The sequence below is a fragment of the Frigoribacterium sp. Leaf263 genome (genome assembly GCF_001422285.1).
Lineage (GTDB): Bacteria > Actinomycetota > Actinomycetes > Actinomycetales > Microbacteriaceae > Frigoribacterium.
The window spans coordinates 652,993-672,494 of the sequence record NZ_LMMO01000004.1; the positions used below are offsets into that span (position 1 = coordinate 652,993).

The 19,502-nt window shown below is 73.8% G+C and carries 19 protein-coding genes; 11 read left to right on the forward strand and 8 right to left on the reverse strand.

What is annotated here, in order from left to right:
- Nucleotides 1-154: 154 nt before the first annotated feature.
- Nucleotides 155-1,483 (reverse strand): glycosyltransferase, encoded by a 1,329-nt coding sequence (locus ASF17_RS12365; RefSeq protein WP_200913481.1) that lies wholly within the window; start codon nt 1,481-1,483, stop codon nt 155-157.
- The gene (locus ASF17_RS12370; protein ID WP_055800223.1) at nt 1,480-2,559 is read right to left on the reverse strand and encodes a hypothetical protein; all 1,080 of its coding nucleotides are present in this window, start codon (nt 2,557-2,559) and stop codon (nt 1,480-1,482) included. Before ASF17_RS12370 ends, ASF17_RS12365 begins: the two co-directional genes overlap by 4 nt.
- Nucleotides 2,560-2,670: 111 nt before the next feature.
- Between ASF17_RS12370 and ASF17_RS12375 the strand changes: the two genes are divergently transcribed.
- The 3 genes from ASF17_RS12375 to ASF17_RS16030 are packed head-to-tail and all read left to right on the forward strand — an operon-like array spanning nt 2,671 to nt 7,033.
- Entirely contained in the window at nt 2,671-3,840 is a 1,170-nt protein-coding gene (locus ASF17_RS12375; protein ID WP_156357418.1) for a glycosyltransferase, read from the forward strand.
- Nucleotides 3,837-5,042, forward strand: coding sequence for a glycosyltransferase (locus tag ASF17_RS12380; RefSeq protein ID WP_156357419.1), 1,206 nt, complete (start codon nt 3,837-3,839; stop codon nt 5,040-5,042). Before ASF17_RS12375 ends, ASF17_RS12380 begins: the two co-directional genes overlap by 4 nt.
- Nucleotides 5,039-7,033: a glycosyltransferase gene (locus ASF17_RS16030; RefSeq protein ID WP_235476598.1), complete on the forward strand. Its 1,995-nt coding sequence runs from the start codon at nt 5,039-5,041 to the stop codon at nt 7,031-7,033. Before ASF17_RS12380 ends, ASF17_RS16030 begins: the two co-directional genes overlap by 4 nt.
- A 22-nt stretch (nt 7,034-7,055) precedes the next feature.
- Here the strand turns inward: ASF17_RS16030 and mshD are convergent, their stop codons facing one another.
- Both mshD and ASF17_RS12400 read right to left on the reverse strand, forming a co-directional pair.
- Nucleotides 7,056-7,922, reverse strand: a complete 867-nt coding sequence (gene mshD / locus ASF17_RS12395) for a mycothiol synthase (RefSeq protein WP_055800229.1) — start codon at nt 7,920-7,922, stop codon at nt 7,056-7,058.
- A 1-nt stretch (nt 7,923) separates the two neighbouring features.
- Nucleotides 7,924-8,604: a winged helix-turn-helix domain-containing protein gene (locus ASF17_RS12400; RefSeq protein ID WP_055800233.1), complete on the reverse strand. Its 681-nt coding sequence runs from the start codon at nt 8,602-8,604 to the stop codon at nt 7,924-7,926.
- A gap of 99 nt (nt 8,605-8,703) precedes the next feature.
- On the opposite strand from ASF17_RS12400, the gene ASF17_RS12405 reads away from it, so the two are divergent.
- From ASF17_RS12405 to ASF17_RS12420, 4 genes are all read left to right on the forward strand, one after another.
- The gene (locus ASF17_RS12405) at nt 8,704-8,997 is read left to right on the forward strand and encodes a hypothetical protein (protein ID WP_082475332.1); all 294 of its coding nucleotides are present in this window, start codon (nt 8,704-8,706) and stop codon (nt 8,995-8,997) included.
- A 182-nt stretch (nt 8,998-9,179) separates the two neighbouring features.
- On the forward strand, nt 9,180-9,815 hold the full coding sequence (locus ASF17_RS12410) for an FABP family protein (protein WP_055800235.1): 636 nt from the start codon (nt 9,180-9,182) through the stop codon (nt 9,813-9,815).
- Nucleotides 9,808-11,043 carry a CAF17-like 4Fe-4S cluster assembly/insertion protein YgfZ gene (ygfZ, locus tag ASF17_RS12415; RefSeq protein WP_055800239.1) on the forward strand — a complete coding sequence of 412 codons (1,236 nt, stop codon included), beginning with the start codon at nt 9,808-9,810 and terminating at the stop codon, nt 11,041-11,043. Before ASF17_RS12410 ends, ygfZ begins: the two co-directional genes overlap by 8 nt.
- Nucleotides 11,044-11,050: 7 nt before the next feature.
- The gene (locus tag ASF17_RS12420) at nt 11,051-12,181 is read left to right on the forward strand and encodes an FUSC family protein (RefSeq protein WP_156357420.1); all 1,131 of its coding nucleotides are present in this window, start codon (nt 11,051-11,053) and stop codon (nt 12,179-12,181) included.
- 55 nt (nt 12,182-12,236) lie between these two features.
- Here ASF17_RS12420 and ASF17_RS12425 read toward each other — a convergent pair whose 3' ends face one another.
- Complete coding sequence (locus tag ASF17_RS12425) at nt 12,237-13,013, reverse strand: class I SAM-dependent methyltransferase (RefSeq protein WP_055800243.1); 777 nt, start codon at nt 13,011-13,013, stop codon at nt 12,237-12,239.
- A gap of 41 nt (nt 13,014-13,054) precedes the next feature.
- Here ASF17_RS12425 and ASF17_RS12430 point away from each other — a divergent pair, with 41 nt between their 5' ends.
- Nucleotides 13,055-13,798: a phosphoglyceromutase gene (locus tag ASF17_RS12430; RefSeq protein ID WP_055800246.1), complete on the forward strand. Its 744-nt coding sequence runs from the start codon at nt 13,055-13,057 to the stop codon at nt 13,796-13,798.
- Between the two features lie 78 nt (nt 13,799-13,876).
- Here ASF17_RS12430 and ASF17_RS12435 read toward each other — a convergent pair whose 3' ends face one another.
- Nucleotides 13,877-14,410, reverse strand: coding sequence for an AAA family ATPase (locus ASF17_RS12435; RefSeq protein WP_055800249.1), 534 nt, complete (start codon nt 14,408-14,410; stop codon nt 13,877-13,879).
- 117 nt (nt 14,411-14,527) lie between these two features.
- Complete coding sequence (gene phoU, locus ASF17_RS12440) at nt 14,528-15,181, reverse strand: phosphate signaling complex protein PhoU (protein ID WP_055800254.1); 654 nt, start codon at nt 15,179-15,181, stop codon at nt 14,528-14,530.
- 195 nt (nt 15,182-15,376) lie between these two features.
- Between phoU and ASF17_RS12445 the strand changes: the two genes are divergently transcribed.
- Nucleotides 15,377-16,585, forward strand: coding sequence for a sensor histidine kinase (locus ASF17_RS12445; protein ID WP_055800256.1), 1,209 nt, complete (start codon nt 15,377-15,379; stop codon nt 16,583-16,585).
- Nucleotides 16,582-17,265 carry a response regulator transcription factor gene (locus tag ASF17_RS12450; RefSeq protein ID WP_055800259.1) on the forward strand — a complete coding sequence of 228 codons (684 nt, stop codon included), beginning with the start codon at nt 16,582-16,584 and terminating at the stop codon, nt 17,263-17,265. Before ASF17_RS12445 ends, ASF17_RS12450 begins: the two co-directional genes overlap by 4 nt.
- Nucleotides 17,266-17,423: 158 nt before the next feature.
- Here the strand turns inward: ASF17_RS12450 and ASF17_RS12455 are convergent, their stop codons facing one another.
- The gene (locus tag ASF17_RS12455) at nt 17,424-18,068 is read right to left on the reverse strand and encodes a hypothetical protein (RefSeq protein WP_156357421.1); all 645 of its coding nucleotides are present in this window, start codon (nt 18,066-18,068) and stop codon (nt 17,424-17,426) included.
- A 181-nt stretch (nt 18,069-18,249) separates the two neighbouring features.
- Here ASF17_RS12455 and ispD point away from each other — a divergent pair, with 181 nt between their 5' ends.
- On the forward strand, nt 18,250-19,500 hold the full coding sequence (gene ispD, locus ASF17_RS12460) for a 2-C-methyl-D-erythritol 4-phosphate cytidylyltransferase (protein WP_055800267.1): 1,251 nt from the start codon (nt 18,250-18,252) through the stop codon (nt 19,498-19,500).
- Nucleotides 19,501-19,502: the final 2 nt, after the last annotated feature.

Genomic DNA, 19,502 nt, shown 5'->3' on the forward strand with positions numbered 1-19,502 from the left:
GGTCCGATGCGATGCGGTTCCGTGCGAGTCCCAATCCACTCCTCGGTGCTGAGAGCGGGGTGCCAGATCCCGTACCCCGGGGGGAGTAGCGCCTGCCGAGGCGAGATGTACCCCGTTCTGTACCCCTGGCCGAGGGTCGACCGCACGGCGGCGGCTATCGCCAGCCGCCGACGTACCCCTCGACGTCGGGCTCGTCGTCGATCCGGGCGATCGACGGGCTGTGCCGCACGACGGTCTCGGCGAGCCCCTCGACCTGCCAGCGTCGACGCCGGTTCGCCCCACGTCGCGAGGCGACCGTCAGCAGCGCGACCCCCGATCCGTCGACGTAGGTGATCGAGCCCGGGCCGCGGCCGTCGAGCTCGTCGACCGCCCGGCGGAGCTCGCCGTCGCGCACCCGAACAGGGTCGCCCTCGACGACGACGTCGACCCGCACCCGATCGAGCGACCGCCCGTCCACGGCCTGCCCGGCGTCGGCCCGCCCGACGCCCGCCGCTCCGATCTCCGCGACCACCGACGCCTCGGGCAGCTCCGCCGCGATCGAGTCCACGCAGACGAAGCGCGCGGCGTCGCCGCCCGTCGTCGGGCCGTGCACGGCGACGTCGACGTGCCGCCCGCGCAGCCCCCGGCCGCGCGAGCCGGGCACGGGCACGAGGTCGGCCAGCAGCAGCGTCTCGGCGTTCTTGGCGCGCTGGCGGTCGGCGAGGTCGCGCCCCGACCACTCCGGTCCGTCGTGCCAGGCCACGGCGGACGGCACGTGGGCGAGCACGCCGCCGGCGAGCCAGGCGCGGTAGGCCCACTCCCAGTCCTCGCCGCCGTACCGCGTGAAGCCCTCGTCGTAGCCCCCGGTGTCGGCGAACAGGTCTGCCGAGCACGCGGTCACCGCGCCGATCACGAAGCGGTACGAGCGGTCGTCGGCGTCGAGCAGATCGCGGGACTCGGCGTGGGCGCGTCGCAGCCAGCCGGGCTCGTCGAGTTCGAGACCCGGCGCGACCTCCTCGACCCGCGCCTCCTCGGCTGCCCGGTCGAGGGCCGCGTGACGGCGACGGCCCGCCGCGACCACGTCGGAGGCGAGGGCCGGCAGCCTCGTCAGCTCGCGCACGTAGCCGGGTTCGGGTGCGGTGTCGGCGTCGAGGAAGCACAGCACCTCGCCGTCGGCGACGGAGGCGCCGAGGTTGCGGGCGGCCGCGAGCCGGAAGCCGCGGTCCTCCTGCACGACGAGGCGCACGCCGTCGGGCACGCGCGGCGTCTCGGGCGACCCGTCGTCGACGACCACGATCTCGAGGCGCGACGCGGGGTGGTCCTGCCGCGAGAGGGCGAGCAGGGTGCGGTCGAGCTGCGCCTGCTGCCGGTAGTGCGCCACGACGACGGTGACCGAGGGAGGCGTGGGCGGCGTCTCGCCGTCGAGGAGGTCCCAGCGGTTCCCCGGCAGGGCCCGCCCCCGCCCCCGTCGTGGCATGGGCCCGAGGTCGATCGACCGGGTCACGGGGCGACCTCGCGCCACCAGGCGAGGTGGGCGGCGGCGACGTCGTCGAGGTCGGGGGCGAGCGAGGTGCCGGTCGGCAGCGCGGTCGACGAGGGGTCGCGGTGCGCGGCGAGCAGGGCGGCGGCCAGGGCGCCGGGCGCTTCGGGGTCGTAGAGGGCGATGCTGCCGGGTCGGAGGGCGTCCATCTCGCGGGTGTAGCGGGTGTCGGCGACGACGGCGCGTCGGCCCTGCTCGGCCCAGTCGAGCAGCGACCGCGAGGCCGACCAGTGACGGTGGGCGACGAGCGGCACGACGGGGGCGTGGAACGCGGCCGCGTACGCGTCGTCGTCGAGTCGGCCGGTCACCTCGAAGCGGACGCCGAGCGCCGAGGCGGAGTCGGACAGGACCTCGACGTCGCGCTCGTGCCCGGTCGACGGGCCGCCGAGGGCGACCACCGTCGCGGCCCCGACGTCACCCCGGCGCACGAGCTCGGCGCAGGCGGCGATCGCGTCGTCGTGCCCCTTGCCCGGGTAGACGTACCCGGCGATCACGACGCGCAGCCCGACCCCGTCGGGGGCGGAGGACGCGGGAGGCGCGGGTCGGGGCACCGCGCCCGTCGCCCCGTCCGCCGCGAAGGGCGCGCCGGGCCGCGTGCCGAGCGGCACGACGAGCACCCGGTCGAGGGCGTCGTCGACGTGCTCGGCCAGCAGCGACCGCTCGTGCTCGCTGCTGACGACGACGCCGTGCGCCGCCCGGGCCATCCGCCGGTAGGCGGCGGCACGCCGGTGCACGGCGGTCTCCCCATCCGAGGGCTGGGGGAGGTCGTGCAGGGTGATCGTGAGCGAGGTCGCCGCGGCGATCCGCTCGATGCGCTCGGCGGCGCGCTCGAGCGACGACCCGAAGAGCTTGTCGGTCACGTGCAGGTGCACCCGCTCGGGGCGGCCCTCGACGACCGCGGCCTCGGCGAGACCCGCCGTGGCGACGTCGAGCCTCGGGGCGTCGGGGTCGAGGCGGATCAGGGCGTCCGCGACGTCGGACGCGTACGCGGTGACGCCGTGCGACGGGGGTCCGACGACGATGCAGAGAGGGGTGGGCACGCGACGGACGTTACACGCGGGGCCCCCGGGCCGAAGCGGCTCCCTGGGAGTACGTTCCACACGTGGCCCGACTCGTCGTCGACGCGGCGGGCACCGAGAAGCGGAGGAAGCATGACGCGCCCCTTGCGCGTCGTCGCCGTCCCCGCCTCGCACCCGTACGTGCGTCGGGTGACCGCCGACGACGCGATCACCCTGAGCCACGACCCGCGCCCCGACGGCGCCGGCCCCGGCGTCTGGTGGCCACCGGTCGCCCTCGACGCAGCCTGGATCCGCGCCCACGCCGACGAGGCCGATCTGCTGCACGTCCACTTCGGCACGGAGTCGTTCGACGTCGAGCACCTCATCGCCGCCGTCGACGCGGCGCACGACGCGGGCTGGGCCGTCGTCCAGACGGTGCACGACCTCGACCACCCGCAGCTCGCCGACGACGAGCAGGCCCCGTACCGGGCGCAGCTCGACGCCCTGCTGCCCCGGGTCGACGCGGTGCTGACCCTGACCGCCGGAGCAGCCGCCGAGATCGCACGCCGCTGGGGCGTCGAGGCGACCGTCGTGCCGCACCCGCGCCTCCTCGACCCGCGGACGACCGCGGCGACGGCCCCGATCGGCCTCGCCGGCGACCAGCGCCTGATCGGCCTGCACCTGAAGGACCTCCGCCCGGGGGTCGACGGCCCCGGGGCCACGGCCGCCCTCATCGCCGCCGTCGAGAGGCTGCGGTCGGGCGGACTCGCGGTCGCCGCCGAGGTCCGGCTGCACCGCTCGGTCCGAGACGAGGCCGCCCGGGACGACGTCCGCCGACTCTGCGCGACGTCCGAGGCGGTGTCGCTCGTCGAGCACGACCGCCTCGACGACACGGCGCTCGCCGCCGGTCTCGCCCGTCTCGACGCCTGCGTGCTGCCCTACCGGCACGGCACGCACTCCGGCTGGCTCGAGCTCTGCTGGGACCTCGGGGTGCCCGTCGTCGCGCCCGACACCGGGCATTACGCCGACCAGCACGACGACCCCACCGTGACCTCGGCGCGCTTCGACGACGACGGCGCGGCGCTCGCCGAGGCCCTCGAGCGGGTGCTCCGCGAGGGCGCGCGCCCCGGCACGACGCATCGACGTGACATCATCACCGCACGACTGGCCGATCGGGCCCGTGTCGACGCCGGCGTCGTCCGTTCCCATGTGGCCGTCTACCGCGCCGTCCTGGCGCATCCGCGCATCCGGCCGACCCCGTCGGGACACCCGATCGAGTCCGCCGCATCACCCGCCCGACCCGCCGAGAGGACCACCGCGTGACGATACCCCGACCTCTGCGCATCGCCACCATCGCGCCCCTCCGGTTCCCCATCCGCCAACCCCACGCCGGCGGCGTCGAGTCGGCCCTGTGGAACGAGGTCGCGACCCTCCGCCGTCGGGGTCACCGCGTCGATCTCGTCGCGCCCGGCGGCTCGGACTTCATGACCGGCGGCCCCGCCGAGTACGTCCTGCCCCCGGTGGCGTGGTCCGACGACGAGCTCGCGGCCGACGACACCTACCCGGCCGGTTACCTCGACGTGGCGCTGCCCCGCCTCGACGCCGCACTGGATCGCATCCGGCGTCACGCCGACGACTACGACGTGGTCGTCAACCACTGCCTGCACGGTCTGCCGCTCGAGCGCGCGGGCGGGCTCGGCGTGCCCGTCGTCTCGACGCTGCACACGCCGGTGCTGCCCGAGCTGCTCGCCGCCGACCGCGCCTCGGTGGGCGGCCGCAGCTCGTACCTCTCGGTGAGCAGCCACACGGCCGACGAATGGGCGGCCGCCGGCATCGACTCGGTCGTCCTGCCGAACGGCGTCGACCAGTCGCTGTGGCCCCTCGGCCCCGGAGGCGCGGGTCTGGTCTGGTTCGGACGTCTCGTCCCCGAGAAGGGCACCCATCTCGCGATCGAGGCGGCGCGCCTCCTCGACCTGCCCCTGACCATCGTCGGCCGCATCGGCGACCAGGCCTACTTCGACCGCGCCGTCGGCCCGGCCCTCGGCGACCGCGTGGCGTACGTCGGCCCGCTCGGGCAGAGCGAGCTGGCCGAGCTCGTCGGCCGGAGCGCCTGCTCGCTCACCACGCCCGTCTGGGCCGAACCGTTCGGTCTCGTCGTGCCCGAGGCGCTCATGACCGGCACGCCGGTCGCGGCCCACGACGTCGGCGGGGTCACCGAGATCGCCCGCGGCTCGACCGGCATCACGACGGTCACGCCCGGCGACCCGGCCGCGCTCGCCGTCGCCGCGCGCGATCTCATCGAGGCGTCCCGCATGCCCGGCGGTCGCGAGGACATCCGCGCCAGCACCGTGGCGAGGTTCTCGCTCGAGGCCCGGGTGGACCGCCTCGAGGAGTTCCTGCGGGCGGCCGTCCACCGGGACGCCCTGGGGCTGCCCGGTCCCACGAGCGAGGTGCTCGCCGGCGGTCCCCTCGCCGCCGGTGCCCTCGCCTCCCCGGTGCTCGTCGAGCCCGAGGCGGCGGCGTGACCCGACCCGTCGTCGGCTGGTACCTGCACCACCACGGGGGCGGGCACGTGGCGCGGTTCCGCGCCGTGCGCCCGTCCGTCGACGCCGACGTGATCGTCTTCAGCTCGCGTCCGGCCCCGGCCGATCTCCCCGCGGGCACGCGCTGGGCGACCCTGCCGCCCGACGTGGGGCTCGAGACGCTCGACGACGGCGCACCGCTCGACCCCGCCGAGGCCGACCCGACCGCGTCGGGGGCCCTGCACTGGGCGCCCCTCGGTCACCGCGGTCATCGCGATCGCCTGGCCCTGATCGCCGAGACGGCCGCCCGTGAGCGGATCGACGCGATGGTCGTCGACGTGTCGGTCGAGGTCGGACTCCTGGCGCGCCTCCTCGGCGTCCCGGTGGTGCTGTTCAGTCAGCCCGGCGACCGCGACGACGACCCGCACGCCCTCGTCGAGCGGGTGGCGTCGGCGATCGTCGCGCCCTGGCCCCGCGACCTGATGGAGCCCGCGCACCTCGCCGCACGTCGCGACGTCGTCGTGCACACCGGCGGCATCAGCCGACACGACGGACGCCCGGCGCCCACCGCCCCGGCGCCCGCCCGACCGGCCGACGTCACCCGGGTGCTCGTCCTGGCCGGCGGCGGCGGACACGAGGTCACAGCCCGGGACGTCGAGGAGGCGCGGCTCGCGACCCCGGGGACGCACTGGACGGTGCTCGGCATCGACGGCGTCGACGGAGAGCCCGCCGTCGTGGTCGCCGACCCGTGGGTCGCCCTGCACGACGCGGACGTGGTCGTCACCTGGGCCGGGCAGAACGCGATCGCCGACGTCGCCGCCGCGGGCGCCCGGGCGATCGTCGTGCCGCAGGCCCGACCCTTCGACGAGCAGGACGCGACCGCCTCGGCCCTCGACCGGGCCGGTCTGGCCGTCGTCGAGCCCGTCTGGCCGACCCCCGCGCGATGGCCCGGCGTCATCGCCCGTGCGCTCGACCTCGACCCCGACTGGTCGCGCTGGCGCACCGTCGGCGCCGCACGCCGCGCCGCCGACGTGGTCGAGCGCGTGGCCGGGGCGGCCCCTCGCGTCGGCGGGGAGACCCTCCGCATCGGCGAGCACGTCGTCGTCGTCACCCTGTGCTCCGCCGCCCGGCTCGATCACCTGAGGCACCAGCTCCTGGCCATCGTCCGCGACGCGGGTGCCCCCGGGGCGGGCGCCCCCGGGGCGGGCGCGCCTGCTTCCGACGAGGCCGCCCCCGCCGCGGGCCGTGTCTCGACCGTGGTCGTCTGGCTCGACGACGACCCGGCCCCCGACGATCTCGGCGTCGACGTCGTCGTGTCCGTCCCGCCCGCCGCCGAGGGGTTCCGGCTCGCCGCAGCCCGGAACGCCGGCGCCGACGCCGCGGTCGCGCTGGGCGGCGACCTCGTCGTCTTCCTCGACGCCGATTGCGTGCCCTCCCCGGGACTCCTCGGCCGGTACGTCGCGGCCGCGCGCGCCGAGCCCGACGCCGTCCTCTGCGGACCGGTCACCTACCTCGCCCCCGGGGTCGACGTCGACGATCCGGCCGTGCTCGCCCGACTGACGGCTCCGCACGCGGCTCGACCCGCGCCTCCCGCCGGAGAGCTCGCCCGCGCCGACCCGAGCGAGTACACGCTCTTCTGGTCGCTGTCGTTCGCACTGACGGCGCGCGCGTGGCGTGCGGGCCCCCGCTTCGACGAGCGCTTCGTCGGCTACGGCGGGGAGGACACCGACTTCGCGTTCGCGTTCCGTCGCGCCGGTCGACCGCTCGTCTGGGTCGGCGGGGCCGACGCGTACCACCAGCACCACCCGACGTCGTCGCCGCCCTGGCAGCACCTCGACGACGTGCTGCGGAACGGCCGACTGTTCGCCGGGATCTGGGGGGAGTGGCCGATGACCGGATGGCTCGAGGCGTTCGAACGCGGGGGAGCCGTCCGCCGTGGGGCCGACGGGTGGGAGCGCGTCCCCGGGTGGACGGGCGTCGACCGGGCCTCGTGAAGGAGGCCCGCCGCGGTGGTGCTCAGCGCGTGAGCGTCCACTGCACGTCGACGGCGTGGTCGGTGAAGCCGCGTGCCGCGTACAGGCGGAGCGCCGACGTGTTGTCGCCTTCGACGTAGAGAGCGGCCGTGTCGACCCCCCGCTCGGCGAGGCGCGTCAGACCGGCGTCGACCACCGCGCCCCCGAGGCCCTCGCCCTGGTGCCCGGGGTGGACTCCGACGGCGTAGAACTCACCCGGCTGCCCGGTCTCGACCTTGAGCCAGCAGAAGGCGATCACTTCGTCGCCGCGCCAGAGCAGCACGAAGTCGTCGGCGTCGAACCAGTCGTCGCCCTGGCGGGCGTCGAGGTCGCTCTGATCGATCGAGCCCTGCTCGGGGTGGTCGGCGAAGGCCCGCGAGTTGAGGTCGAGCCAGGCCGCGTCGTCGACTCCCGGGCGGAAGGCGGCCAGGCGGTCGCCGTCGATCAGCCGCGGCGAGCGGGGTCCGACGGGGGCCCGCTGCTGCAGCAGGCGCCGCGTCTCGACCGCGTCGAAGCGGGCGGCGAGGGCACGCGCCCCGGGCAGGTCTCCGTGGGCCCAGAAAGCGATCGGACCGGTCGTCGCGTCGAGCACCGTCTGCACGAGTCGCGCACCGAGCCCCCGCCCCCGGTGATCGGGGTGCACGGCGAGCTCGGCCTCGTCGTCGCGCACGAGCGCCGCCGCCCGGCGGTCGCCGAGCACGCGGGCCTCGCCCGAGCGCAGCTCGACGAGCGCCTGGTCGTTGAACGGCGGGCTGCCGTCGGTCGTCGAGGCCGCCGCCGCGAGCGACAGCACGTCGTCGACGCCGGCTGCCGGGGTCGAGTCGGTCGGATCCGCCGAGGAGGCGCGGGTCGTGTCGTCGGGGCCGGTCACGTCAGGCGCCGGGTGCGGGGGTGTCGTCGTCGTACACGTTGAAGCGGTAGCCGACGTTCCGGACGGTGCCGATCAGCGACTCGAGGTCGCCGAGCTTGGCGCGGAGGCGTCGCACGTGGACGTCGACCGTGCGGGTGCCGCCGAAGTAGTCGTAGCCCCAGACCTCGCTGAGCAGCTGCTCGCGGGTGAAGACGCGGGAGGGGTGGGTCGCGAAGAAGCGGAGGAGCTCGAACTCCTTGAAGGTGAGGTCGAGCGGACGCCCGTGGACCTTGGCCGAATAGCTGGCCTCGTCGATCACGACGCCCGAGGCGTGGATCTTCGAGCCCGTCTGCGACTGGGCGAGACGACCCGTCACGAGGCGGATGCGGGCGTCGACCTCGGCCGGGCCGGCGCCTTCGAGGATGACGTCGTCGACGCCCCACTCGGCGTTGACGGCCGTCAGACCGCCCTCGGTCAGCACGAGGACGATCGGCACCGTGACCCCGGTCGTGCGGAGGATCTTGCAGAGCGACTTCGCGCTGGCGAGATCGGCCCGGGCGTCGACGAAGATGAGGTCGCTCGACGGGGCGTTCACCAGTTGCGCGGGTTCGGCGGGGATCTGGCGGGTACGGTGGCTGAGGAGCGCGAGCGCGGGCAGGACGTCGGGCCCGCCCGCGGAGGTCAGTACCAAGAGCTGCGCCACACGACCTCCAGTGAATGTACTGTCGAGCAGTCTAAAACATGAGCCCGGCCCATCCCGACCACCCGATGCTAGGGGAGGTCTCGAACGGAGAACGACGAAGTGGCAGATCCCCTGACCCCCGCCCCGGTCGACACGGCGCGGCTCAAGCCCCTCACGATCGTGCCCGTCTGGCTGGCCGCGGTCGTCGCCGCCGTGCTGATCGTCGCCGTCGTGCCGCGCGACGAGGCCTTCACCTGGCTCTCGCTCTCGCTGGGCGGCGCCATCGTGCTCTCGTTCGTGCTGCAGCTCGCGGCGAGCCAGAAGGACGGCCTCGTGTCGCGCACGATGCTCGCCCTCTGCGGCAGCCTCATCGTGCTCGCCGCGGCGACGCTCGTCGTCGTCCTCACGAGCTGAGCGTCCACCGGCCGGTCCCGACCGCCCCTGCCGCTGTCGGTGGTCGGCGGGTAGGCTGACCGCATGGATTCCTTGCTCGCTCTCGAGTTGTTCTTCGTCGGCCTCCTCGCCCTGGCGTCCCTCGGCATCGGGTTCGTGTCGGTCGTCGTGCTGGTGAAGCTCTTCAAGGGTCAGCGCTGACCTTGATCGACATCCCCACCGACCTGCCGTCGGAGCTCGTCCCCCTGTCCTGGCTCATCGGCGTGTGGGAGGGCACCGGCGTCGTCGACTACAAGATCGGCGACGGCGACCCCGACCTCCCCGCCGACGGCGCCGAGCCCGCCGAGCGCCGCATCCACGAGTTCGGGCAGCGCATCAGCTTCAGCCACGACGGTCTGCCGTTCCTCAACTACAGCTCGTTCACGTGGCTGCTCGACGACGAGCGCACGCCCCTGGCGAGCGAGACGGGCTACTGGCGGCTCGAGCGGCCGGCCGAGGTGGGCGACCGCGGCCCCGGCATGCTGCCCGGCGTCGGCGTCCAGCCGTACACGTCGGCCCGTGCCGTCGAGATCCTCCGCACCCCCGACGACGGCTTCGGCCTCGAGGTGCAGATCGTCCACCCGACGGGTGTCAACGAGCTCTACCTCGGCCGGGTCAAGGGCCCGCGCATCGACCTCGCCACCGACGCGGTGCTGCGTTCCAGCAACGCGAAGGAGCACACCGCCTCGACCCGCATGTACGGGCTGGTCGAGAACGACCTCCTCTGGGCATGGGACATCGCGGCCCTCGGCCAGGAGCTGCGCACGCACGCCTCCGGACGGCTGTCGCGCGTTGACTGACGCCTCCGCCGGCGGCGAGACCACCGCCTCCCCGGTCGACGCGGCGTCGCGATCGCCCTTCGCGACGCGCGACGGCTTCGTCGACGACGGCTCCGGCGTCGCCGCGCACTACGGCGAGCTGATCCGCGAACAGCGCCGCCTGTCGCAGGGCGGCGCCGTCGTCGATCTCTCGAGCCGCGGCGTGCTGACGGTGACCGGCCCCGACCGGCTGAGCTGGCTCAACTCGCTGACGAGCCAGAGTCTCGTCGGGCTGGCCCCCGGCGCCTCGGCCGAGACGCTGCTGCTCGACGCCAACGGCCGACTCGAGCACGCGGTGCGCCTGGTCGACGACGGCGAGACCGCATGGCTGCTCGTGGACGGCGACGAGACCGAGCCCCTGCGGGCGTGGCTCGACCGCATGCGGTTCATGCTGCGCGTCGAGGTCGCCGACCGCTCCGGCGACGTCGCCACCCTCGGGTCGATGCACGAGATCGCCGACGCCGACGGCATCACCCCGCTGACGTCGAACGGCGTGGCGATCGTCTGGGTCGACCCCTGGCACGACGTCGTCGCCGGGGGGCACAGCTACGCGGATTCCGAGAGCCACCCCGGTCGCGAGTGGTCGTACCGCGAGACCCTCGTCGCCCGCGACGATCTCGCGGCCCTGGCCGGGTCCTCCGCCACCGTCCCCGAGCTGGCGGGCACGCTCGCCCTCGAGGCCCTGCGCATCGAGGCCTGGCGCCCCCGGCTGACGACCGAGGTCGACGAGCGCAGCATCCCGCACGAGCTCGACTGGATGCGCAGCGCCGTCCACCTGTCGAAGGGCTGCTACCGCGGCCAGGAGACGGTGGCCAAGGTCCACAACATCGGGCACCCGCCCCGCCGACTCGTGATGCTGCACCTCGACGGCAGCGACGGCGTGCTGCCCGCGCGCGGTGCCGACGTCGTGCTCCCGGCGGCGCCCGCCGACGCGTTCGGACGACCGGCCGAGTCCCCCTCCGGCCCCGAGGCCGTCGCCCCGTCGGCGACGCCGACCGTCGTGGGGCACGTCACCAGCGTCGCGCTGCACCACGAGCTGGGTCCCGTGGCCCTCGCGCTCGTCAAGCGCACCACCCCCGAGACCGCGGCCCTCGCCGTCGTCGCCGACGACATCGTGGTCGCCGCCTCGCAAGAGGTCATCGTCCCCTCGTCCGCCGGCGCCGCAGCGGGGGTCCCCCGCCTGCCCCGTCTCGGCGCCGTCCGACGCTGACCCGGCGGTGAGCGGGATCGAGGGGGCGGGCGCCTCGTCGACCGGGCGGGCGCGATCGATGCTGACCCGCGCCTCCGGCGGTTTCGATCCCCGCCTCGCGACCGCGCGCACGATCGCGTCCGGCCCCGCGGTCGTGCAGATCGTCGTCGCCGTATCGCTGTCGTACGCGATCACGCACTACCTGCTCGGTCATGCGATCCCGCTGCTGGCCGTGACGATCACCATCTCGTCGCTCGGTCTGGCCCGCGACGCCCGCCCGCGACGCGTGCTCGAGAACGCGGTCGGGGTGCTCATCGGCATCGCGCTCAGCGAGGTGCTGCTGCTGATCGTCGGCAAGGGGCTCTGGCAGATCGCGCTCGTGCTCGCCGTCGCCCTGTTCGTCGGGCGGTTCTTCTCGTCGAGCAGCGCCTTCGCCGCGGCGGCCGCCACCCAGTCGATGCTCGTCATGCTGCTGCCCGACCCCGAGGGCGGGCCGTTCGTCCGCAGCATCGACGGGGCGATCGGCGGGGTCGTCGCGCTGCTCGTCACGGCGATCATCCCGCGCGATCCGATCGGCCTCGCCCGGGCCGACGCCCGTCTGCTCTTCGCCGAGGTCGAGCACGCCTTCGCGTCGCTGATCGCGGCCGTCCGCACCGACGACGTCCGCCGGGCAGACGACGCCCTCCGACGACTCCGGTCGACGCAGCCGCTGCTCGACGACTGGTCGTCGACCCTCGAATCGGCGCAGTCGATCGCGCGCCTCTCGCCCTTCCTCCGCTCGCGTCTGCCGCATCTCCGACAGCAGGCGACCGTCCGGCGGTACGTCGATCTGGCGGTGCGCAACCTCCGGGTGATCGCCCGTCGGCTCGACACGTCCATCGGCGACGGCGTCGACCGGAGGGCCGTGGGCGATCTGCTCGAGAGCACCGCCCGGGCGGTGGCCGTGCTCGGCGAGTCTCTGCACGACGTCGAGAGCCGGCCGGTCGCCCGCGAGGCGCTCGCGGCGGTGGCCCGCCGGCTCGACCCGGGTGCGGTGCTGCCCGGGGCACCCGTGACCGAGGCGATGATCGTGCTGATGATGCGGCCGCTGCTCGTCGACCTGCTGATGGCGACGGGCCTCGAGCACGACGAGGCCCGCGCCCTGCTCGCCCCCGTCTGACCGCCTCCCCGCGGTCACGTGATCACGGGCCCGGCCTCTCCCGCCGGGCGGCAGGTCACGGGAGGGGTGCGACCGACTCCCAGGGGAGCGAGAGCTCGCCGAGCCGCCAGCGCGAGGGTCCGTGCCGCACGGGCCAGCCCGTGTCGCGGAGTCCCCGCACCGTCGCGAGCCATCGCTGCACCGGGCCGTAGACCGAGAGCGGCGCGGCGACGGCCCACTGCCGGTCGAGATCGACGAGCAGGTCGTGCACCCGCTCGCCGGCGACGTTGCGGTGGATCAGCGCCTTCGGCAGCCGTTCGGCCACGATCGACGGGACGTCGAGGTCGGCCAGACGCAGCGAGATCGTGAACGCCTGCGGGCCCTCGGGGGTGACGTCGACCCAGCTGGCGACCCGTCCGACCTCGTTGCACGTGCCCTCGACGAGGACGCCGCCGGGTTGCAGCCGGGCGGTCATGAGGCCCCAGGCGTCGGCCACCGCCGACTCGTCGTACTGCCGCAGCACGTTGAACGCCCTGATCACGGCCGGTCTCCGGCCCGCGTCGAGGGGCACCTCGAATCCGCCGCGACGGAAGCTGACGCCGGGCCGTGCCGACCGCGACGCGAGCCGCACGCGCTCGGGGTCGATCTCGATCCCCACGACCTCGACGTCGCCCCGGACCTTGAGGAGGCGCTGGTGCAGTTCCAGGGGAGTGGTCGCGCTGGCCCCGTACCCGAGATCGACGACGAGCGGGTCGTCGGCCCGGAGGAACGCGGGGTGCGCCGCGATCCAGCGGTCGACGCGACGCAGCCGGTTGGCGCCGGTCGTGCCGCGGGTGATCGAGCCGATGGGCATGAGGCGAGTCTGCCAGGAAGCCGTCGCGATACGCTGGTCGCATGACTTCGACCCTCATCCTCCTGCGTCACGGCAACAGCGAATGGAACGCGAAGAACCTGTTCACGGGATGGGTCGACGTGCGGCTCACCGAGCAGGGCCGCGCCGAGGCCAAGCGCGCCGGCGAGCTGCTGCGCGAGAACGACCTGCTGCCCGACATCCTCTACACGTCGCGCCTGACGCGCGCCATCCAGACCGCCGACATCGCGCTCGAAGAGGCCGACCGCCTCTGGATCGACGTGAAGCGCTCGTGGCGTCTCAACGAGCGTCACTACGGTGCGCTCCAGGGCAAAGACAAGGCCCAGACCCTCGAGCAGTACGGCCCCGAGCAGTTCCAGACCTGGCGCCGCTCGTTCGACGTGCCGCCGCCCCCGCTCGACGACGACAGCGAGTTCTCGCAGGCGCACGACAAGCGCTACGCCGAGCTCGGCGTCGACGCCCCGCGCACCGAGTCGCTCGCGCTGGTCATCGAGCGGATGCTGCCGTACTGGCACAGCGACATCACCGAGAGCCTCGCGGCCGGCGACGTCACCCTGGTCGTGGCTCACGGCAACTCGCTGCGGGCGCTGGTGAAGCACCTCGACGGCATCGGCGACGACGAGATCTCCGAGCTGAACATCCCCACGGGCATCCCGCTCGTCTACGAGCTCGACGACGACTTCGCCCCCACCGGCCCGGGCCGGTACCTCGACCCCGAGGCCGCCGCCGCCGGGGCCGCCGCGGTCGCCAACCAGGGCAAGAAGTAGCGGCCGCACCCCGCGGAACCGCCGAGACCCCCGTGCGCGCACGGGGGTCTCGGCGGTTCTCCGGGGTGTCAGCGGGCCCTAGACGAACTGCGCGCTGATCTCGAGCACCAGCGCGTCGATGTCGACCGGGGTGCTCGTGTCGACGCGGATCACGGGCCAGAGCCCCAGGGGCTCGGCCGCCCCGGCCCACGCGCTCCACGACGCGCGGGTCGACTCGACGGTGCCGTGCGCGGGGTGACGACCCCCGCCGGCGATCCGGTCGACGCTCCGCTGCAGCGCGACCTCGGGGTCGACGTCGCACCAGACCTCGACGGTGCGCGGGGACCCGGCCCGGGCGACTCCGGCGCGGGCGCCCTCCAGATCGTGAGGGCGATCCCAGAACGAGTCGACCACGACGCCCGCCTCGACCTCGGCCGCCATCGACCAGACGGTCTCGTGGGCGATGCGGCCGACCGCCTCGGGGGCGACCATCGGGCCGGCGAGGTCGACCAGCGCCTCCGTGACGGGGTCGTGGGCGAGGAGCGGGCAGCCGAGCACTCCCGCGAGCGTGGCCGAGAGGGTGGTCTTGCCCGACCCGGGCAGACCGTTGACGAGGATCGCGACTGAAGCCATCCCGCCATCCTCTCGCACTTCACGGACCCGCGACCCGCTCGTGCCGACCGCGGAGGAGACGACGGAGGCGCGGTGCCCGTCGGACGGGAACCGCGCCTCCTTCGGAGTCGCCCGGTCTCAGACCTCGGACGCGACCCAGTCGCCGGTCGCCAGGTACTGGACCTTCTTGGCGATCGAGACGGCGTGGTCGGCGAAGCGCTCGTGGTAGCGCGAGGCGAGGGTCGAGTCGACGGTGTCGACGGCCGCGCCCTTCCAGGTCTCGCCGAGCACCTTGTCGAAGACGCTGAGGTGCAGCTCGTCGATGCGGTCGTCGTCGTTGCGGATCTCCTCCGCCAGGCGGACGTCCTCCGTCGTCAGCAGCTGGGTGAGCTTCTCGGCGATGGCGACGTCGAGCTCGCCCAGCTCCTTGAAGGTCGGGCGAAGCGACTTCGGCACGACCTTCTCGGGGAACCGGTAGCGGGCCAGCTGAGCGATGTGCTCGGCCATGTCGCCCATGCGCTCGAGCGACGCGCTGATGCGCAGGGCGCTCACCACGATGCGCAGGTCGCGGGCGACCGGGTTCTGGCGGGCCAGGATGTCGATGGCCAGCTCGTCGAGGGCGATGGCGCGCTCGTCGATGGCGTCGTCATCGGCGATGACCTGCTCGGCCAGCGAGACGTTCGACTCGTTGAAGGCCGTCGTCGCGTTCCTGATCGAGACGGCGACGAGGCCGGAGATCTCGACCAGGCGCTCCTGGACCTCTTGCAGCTCCTGCTGGAATACCTCGCGCATGTCGTTGTCGACCCTCTCGTAGCTTCGCGGGGGCGTGGACGCCCGGCAGCGGGGGCACAGTCGCCCGCACAGTCCAGTCCAGCCTCATGGGTGAAGGTTAACGACCGGTGCCGGTGACCTGAACAGTGACCAAAGTACAGGCCGTCGCAGCCCCTCCCGTTCATCATGCCCCTCCCGGGTCACTATCGTGATGGCATGGACTCCGCCTGGTTGGTGCCCGTGTCGCTGGCCTTCGGGGCCGTGGCGGGTGCCGCGATCGTCATCGTCGTCGTGGCGGCGCACGCGCGATCGGTGAAGGTGGCCCGGCTGGTCGAGGTGTCGCTGCCCGACGGCATCGACGCGGTGCTCGACGCGCTCGAATCCGCCGGCGTCGTGGTCGACCCGTCCGGCAACGTGCTGAAGGCCTCGCCCCGGGCTCTGCAGCTCGGACTGGTCTCGGCGCAGCAGCATCTCGTGCACCTCGAGATCGAGGACCTCGTCGCGACGGCCCGCCGCGAGGGCGAACCGCAGGCCGACGAGCTCACCCTCGCGCGCCTCCCCGGCAGCGACGCCACGTTCGTGCTCGGCGTGCGGGTGGCCCCCCTCGGCGGACGCTTCATGCTCGTCCTGGCGGAGGACCGCAGCGAGGGGCGCCGCCTCGACGACATGCGCCGCGACTTCGTGGCCAACATCAGCCACGAGCTGAAGACGCCGATCGGCGCGGTCGGGCTGCTCGCCGAGGCCCTCGAGTCGGCGTCGTCCGACCCCGATCAGGTGCGCCACTTCGCCAAGAGCCTCACCCGCGAGGCCGGCCGTCTCGGGCGGCTCACCCAGGACATCATCGAGCTCTCGCGTCTGCAGGCCACCGACGCCCTCGAGTCGAGCGAGCCCATCGACGTGCGTCACGTGGTCGACTCGGCGGTCGACCGCAACCGGGTCGTCGCCGACGCGCGGGGCATCACGCTCGTCGCCCGCGGCGGTCGACACGCGATGGTGCTGGGCGACGAGCAGATGCTCGTCACGGCGGTCGACAACCTCATCGCGAACGCGATCAACTACTCGCCCGACGGGTCGCGCGTCGGAATCGGCGCCACCGTCGACGACTCGGGCACCGTCGAGGTCGCCGTCACCGACCAGGGCTACGGCATCCCCGACGACGAGCTCGACCGCGTCTTCGAGCGCTTCTACCGCGTCGACCCCGCCCGTTCGCGGCGCACCGGCGGCACCGGCCTGGGGCTCGCGATCGTCAAGCACGTGATCCAGAATCACGGCGGAGACGTGCGCGTCTGGTCGCAGGTCGGCAAGGGCAGCACCTTCACCCTCCGACTGCCGGAGGCGCGCACCGCCCCCGACACCCGTTCCGTCCCCCTGCCGGTCACGACCCGACACGGCAGCACCACACGACAAGACATCGAGGCACGATGACGACCCACATCCTGATCGTCGAAGACGAGGAGTCGCTGAGCGAGCCGCTCGCGTTCATCCTCGAGCGCGAGGGCTACCGCACGACGGTGGCGGAGGACGGCCCCGCCGCCGTCGCCGCCTTCGAGAAGAACGGCGCCGACCTGGTGCTGCTCGACCTCATGCTCCCGGGCATCCCGGGCACCGAGGTCTGCCGCGTGATCCGCAGCAGGTCGCAGGTGCCCATCGTCATGCTGACCGCGAAGGACAGCGAGGTCGACATCGTCGTCGGGCTCGAGCTCGGCGCCGACGACTACGTGACGAAGCCGTACTCGACCCGCGAGCTGCTGGCGCGCATCCGCGCGGTGCTCCGTCGACGCGTCGACACCGACGATCTGTCGGACTCGATGCTCGAGGCGGGAGACATCCGGATGGACGTCGAGCGCCACGTCGTGACGGTGCGCGGCGAGGACATCGCGATGCCGCTGAAGGAGTTCGAGCTGCTCGAGCTGCTGATGCGCAACGCCGGGCGCGTGCTGACGCGAGGCCAGCTGATCGACCGGGTGTGGGGCGCCGACTACTTCGGCGACACGAAGACGCTCGACGTGCACATCAAGCGGATCCGCTCGAAGATCGAGGCCGTGCCGTCCGAGCCGAAGGCGCTCGTGACCGTCCGCGGACTGGGCTACCGCATCGAGGCCTGACCTGCGCCTCCTGCCGTCGGGCACGCGGTGCTTCGGCGCACGCGGTGCCTCGGCGCACGCGGTGCTTCGGCGGACGCGGTGCCGAGGAGGCGCGGCGCGGCGAGACGACGAGAGGCCCGGCACCGCAGATGCGGGCCGGGCCTCTCGTGCTGACGGTCTTACGAGGCGGGCGAGGGCTCCGGCGTGGCGCCCTCCTGCGTCGTGCCCTCGTTGGTCTGACGGTCGTTCCCCTCGGGCAGGGTGGTCGACTGCGGCAGCGGGGTCGAGTCGGTGCCCGGCTCGTCGCTGGTGGCGGGGGAGGGGAGCAGGGTCGAGTACTCGGGCAGGTCGCCGTTCAGGACGGGGACCTGCAGCGTCTTGCCGGTCTCGTCGCCGTACTGGACGTAGACGGGCAGGAGCTGGCCGATGGTGACGTCGAGGTCGGACATCAGGAGCTGGTCGTCGCCCTCGGTCGTGCCGCGACGCACCTCGGAGTCGCCCTCGACCGTGACGGTCTCGGTCTGCTGACCGGCCTCGGTCGGGTACTGGAACGAGACGTCGACCGAGTCACCGCCCGTGTTGAGGATGACCATGCTGAGGCTGGCCTCGGTGCCGTCCTCCGTCAGGGCGATGGCGTTCCGCACGGCGATGTCGCCGACGTTGACGCTCGTGCCGTCGCTGGCGTCGTACTGCTTGAGGGTCGCCTGGGGGCTGATGAAGTTGCAGCCGGCGGCGGCGAGGACGACGCCCACGCCGACGGCGGTGGCCGCCACGGTGCGACGGGCGAGCGCCGATCGAAGGTTCAGCACAGATCCGTCTCGCACGGGTGTCCTCCAGGATCCAGTCAGAGCAAAAGGTCTCTACAGCCTATCCATTCGAGGGCGGGCCGGCGGGTAAGGGAGCCCTTACCGAGCGGCCCCCATGCTATCTTGTGAGCCGCAGAACGGAGCCCGATCCATGCATCTCGAGGCCGATGAGACCCCTGTCGACCCGCATCGGAGGGCTGTGGCGGACACCCAGCCCGACGATCTCCTCGCCGACGTCGTCCGGGCCGTCGTGGTCGTCGCCGCGGGCAGCGGCACCCGCCTGGCCCAGGGGGCGCCCAAGGCCTTCGTCGAGGTCGCGGGCCGGAGCATCCTCGAGCGATCGCTCGAGTCCCTCTTCGCGTCGGCCGACCCCGTCCAGGTCGTCGTCGTCGTGCCGTCCGCGCTGGTGGCCGAGTCGCGCGCGCTCGTCGAGTCGGTGGCCGGGGCGGCCTCGGGCTACGTCTCCGTCGTCGTCGGCGGCTCGACCCGTCAGGGCTCCGTCGCCGCCGGCCTCGCCGCGGTGGCGCCGTCGGTGGCGACCGTGCTGGTGCACGACTGCGCCCGGCCGTTCACTCCGACCGCCCAGTTCGACCTCGTCGCCTCGACCGTCGAGAGCACCGGCCACGGGGTCGTGCCGGGTCTGCCCGTGAGCGACACGATCAAGCGCGTGGGAGCGGCGGGCGAGGTCGTCGAGACCGTCGACCGCGCCGAGCTGGTCGCCATGCAGACGCCACAGGGGTTCCCCCGCGCCGCTCTCGACGCCGCCTACGCCGCGGCCCGCGCCGAGCACACCGACGACGCCGCGCTCTTCGCCGCGAGCGGTCATCGCGTCGTCGTCGTCGAGGGCGACCCGGTCGCCTTCAAGATCACCACCCCGTGGGATCTCCGTCGCGCCGAGACGATCGCTCGCGGCGAGGGCGCGTCGTCGTCGTCGCTCGGAGCGGGCGGCGGTCCCGGCGATGCCGCGCACCGGCTGCGGAGCGGTCTCGGCATCGACGTCCACGCCTTCGACGCGCAGCAGCCCCTCCATCTGGGTCTGCTCTCGTTCGAGGGCGAGCCGGGTCTCGCAGGGCACAGCGACGGCGACGCCGTCGCGCACGCCCTGGTCGACGCGCTGCTGTCGGCCGCGGGCCTCGGGGACATCGGCTCGATGTTCGGCACCGACGACCCCCGCTTCGCCGGGGCGAGCGGAGAGGTCTTCCTCACCGCGACCCTCGAGCGGCTCACCGGGGCCGGGTTCGACGTCGTCTCGGCGGCGGTGCAGGTCGTCGGCAACCGACCGCGGCTCGCCCGTCGGCGCCTCGAGATGGAGGCGCGGCTGATCGAGGTCGTCGGAGCACCCGTCAGCGTCTCGGCCACCACCACCGACGGGCTCGGGTTCACCGGGCGCGGCGAGGGCGTCACGGCGATCGCCACCGCTCTGGTGGCCGTCGTCGGAACCACTGAATAGGC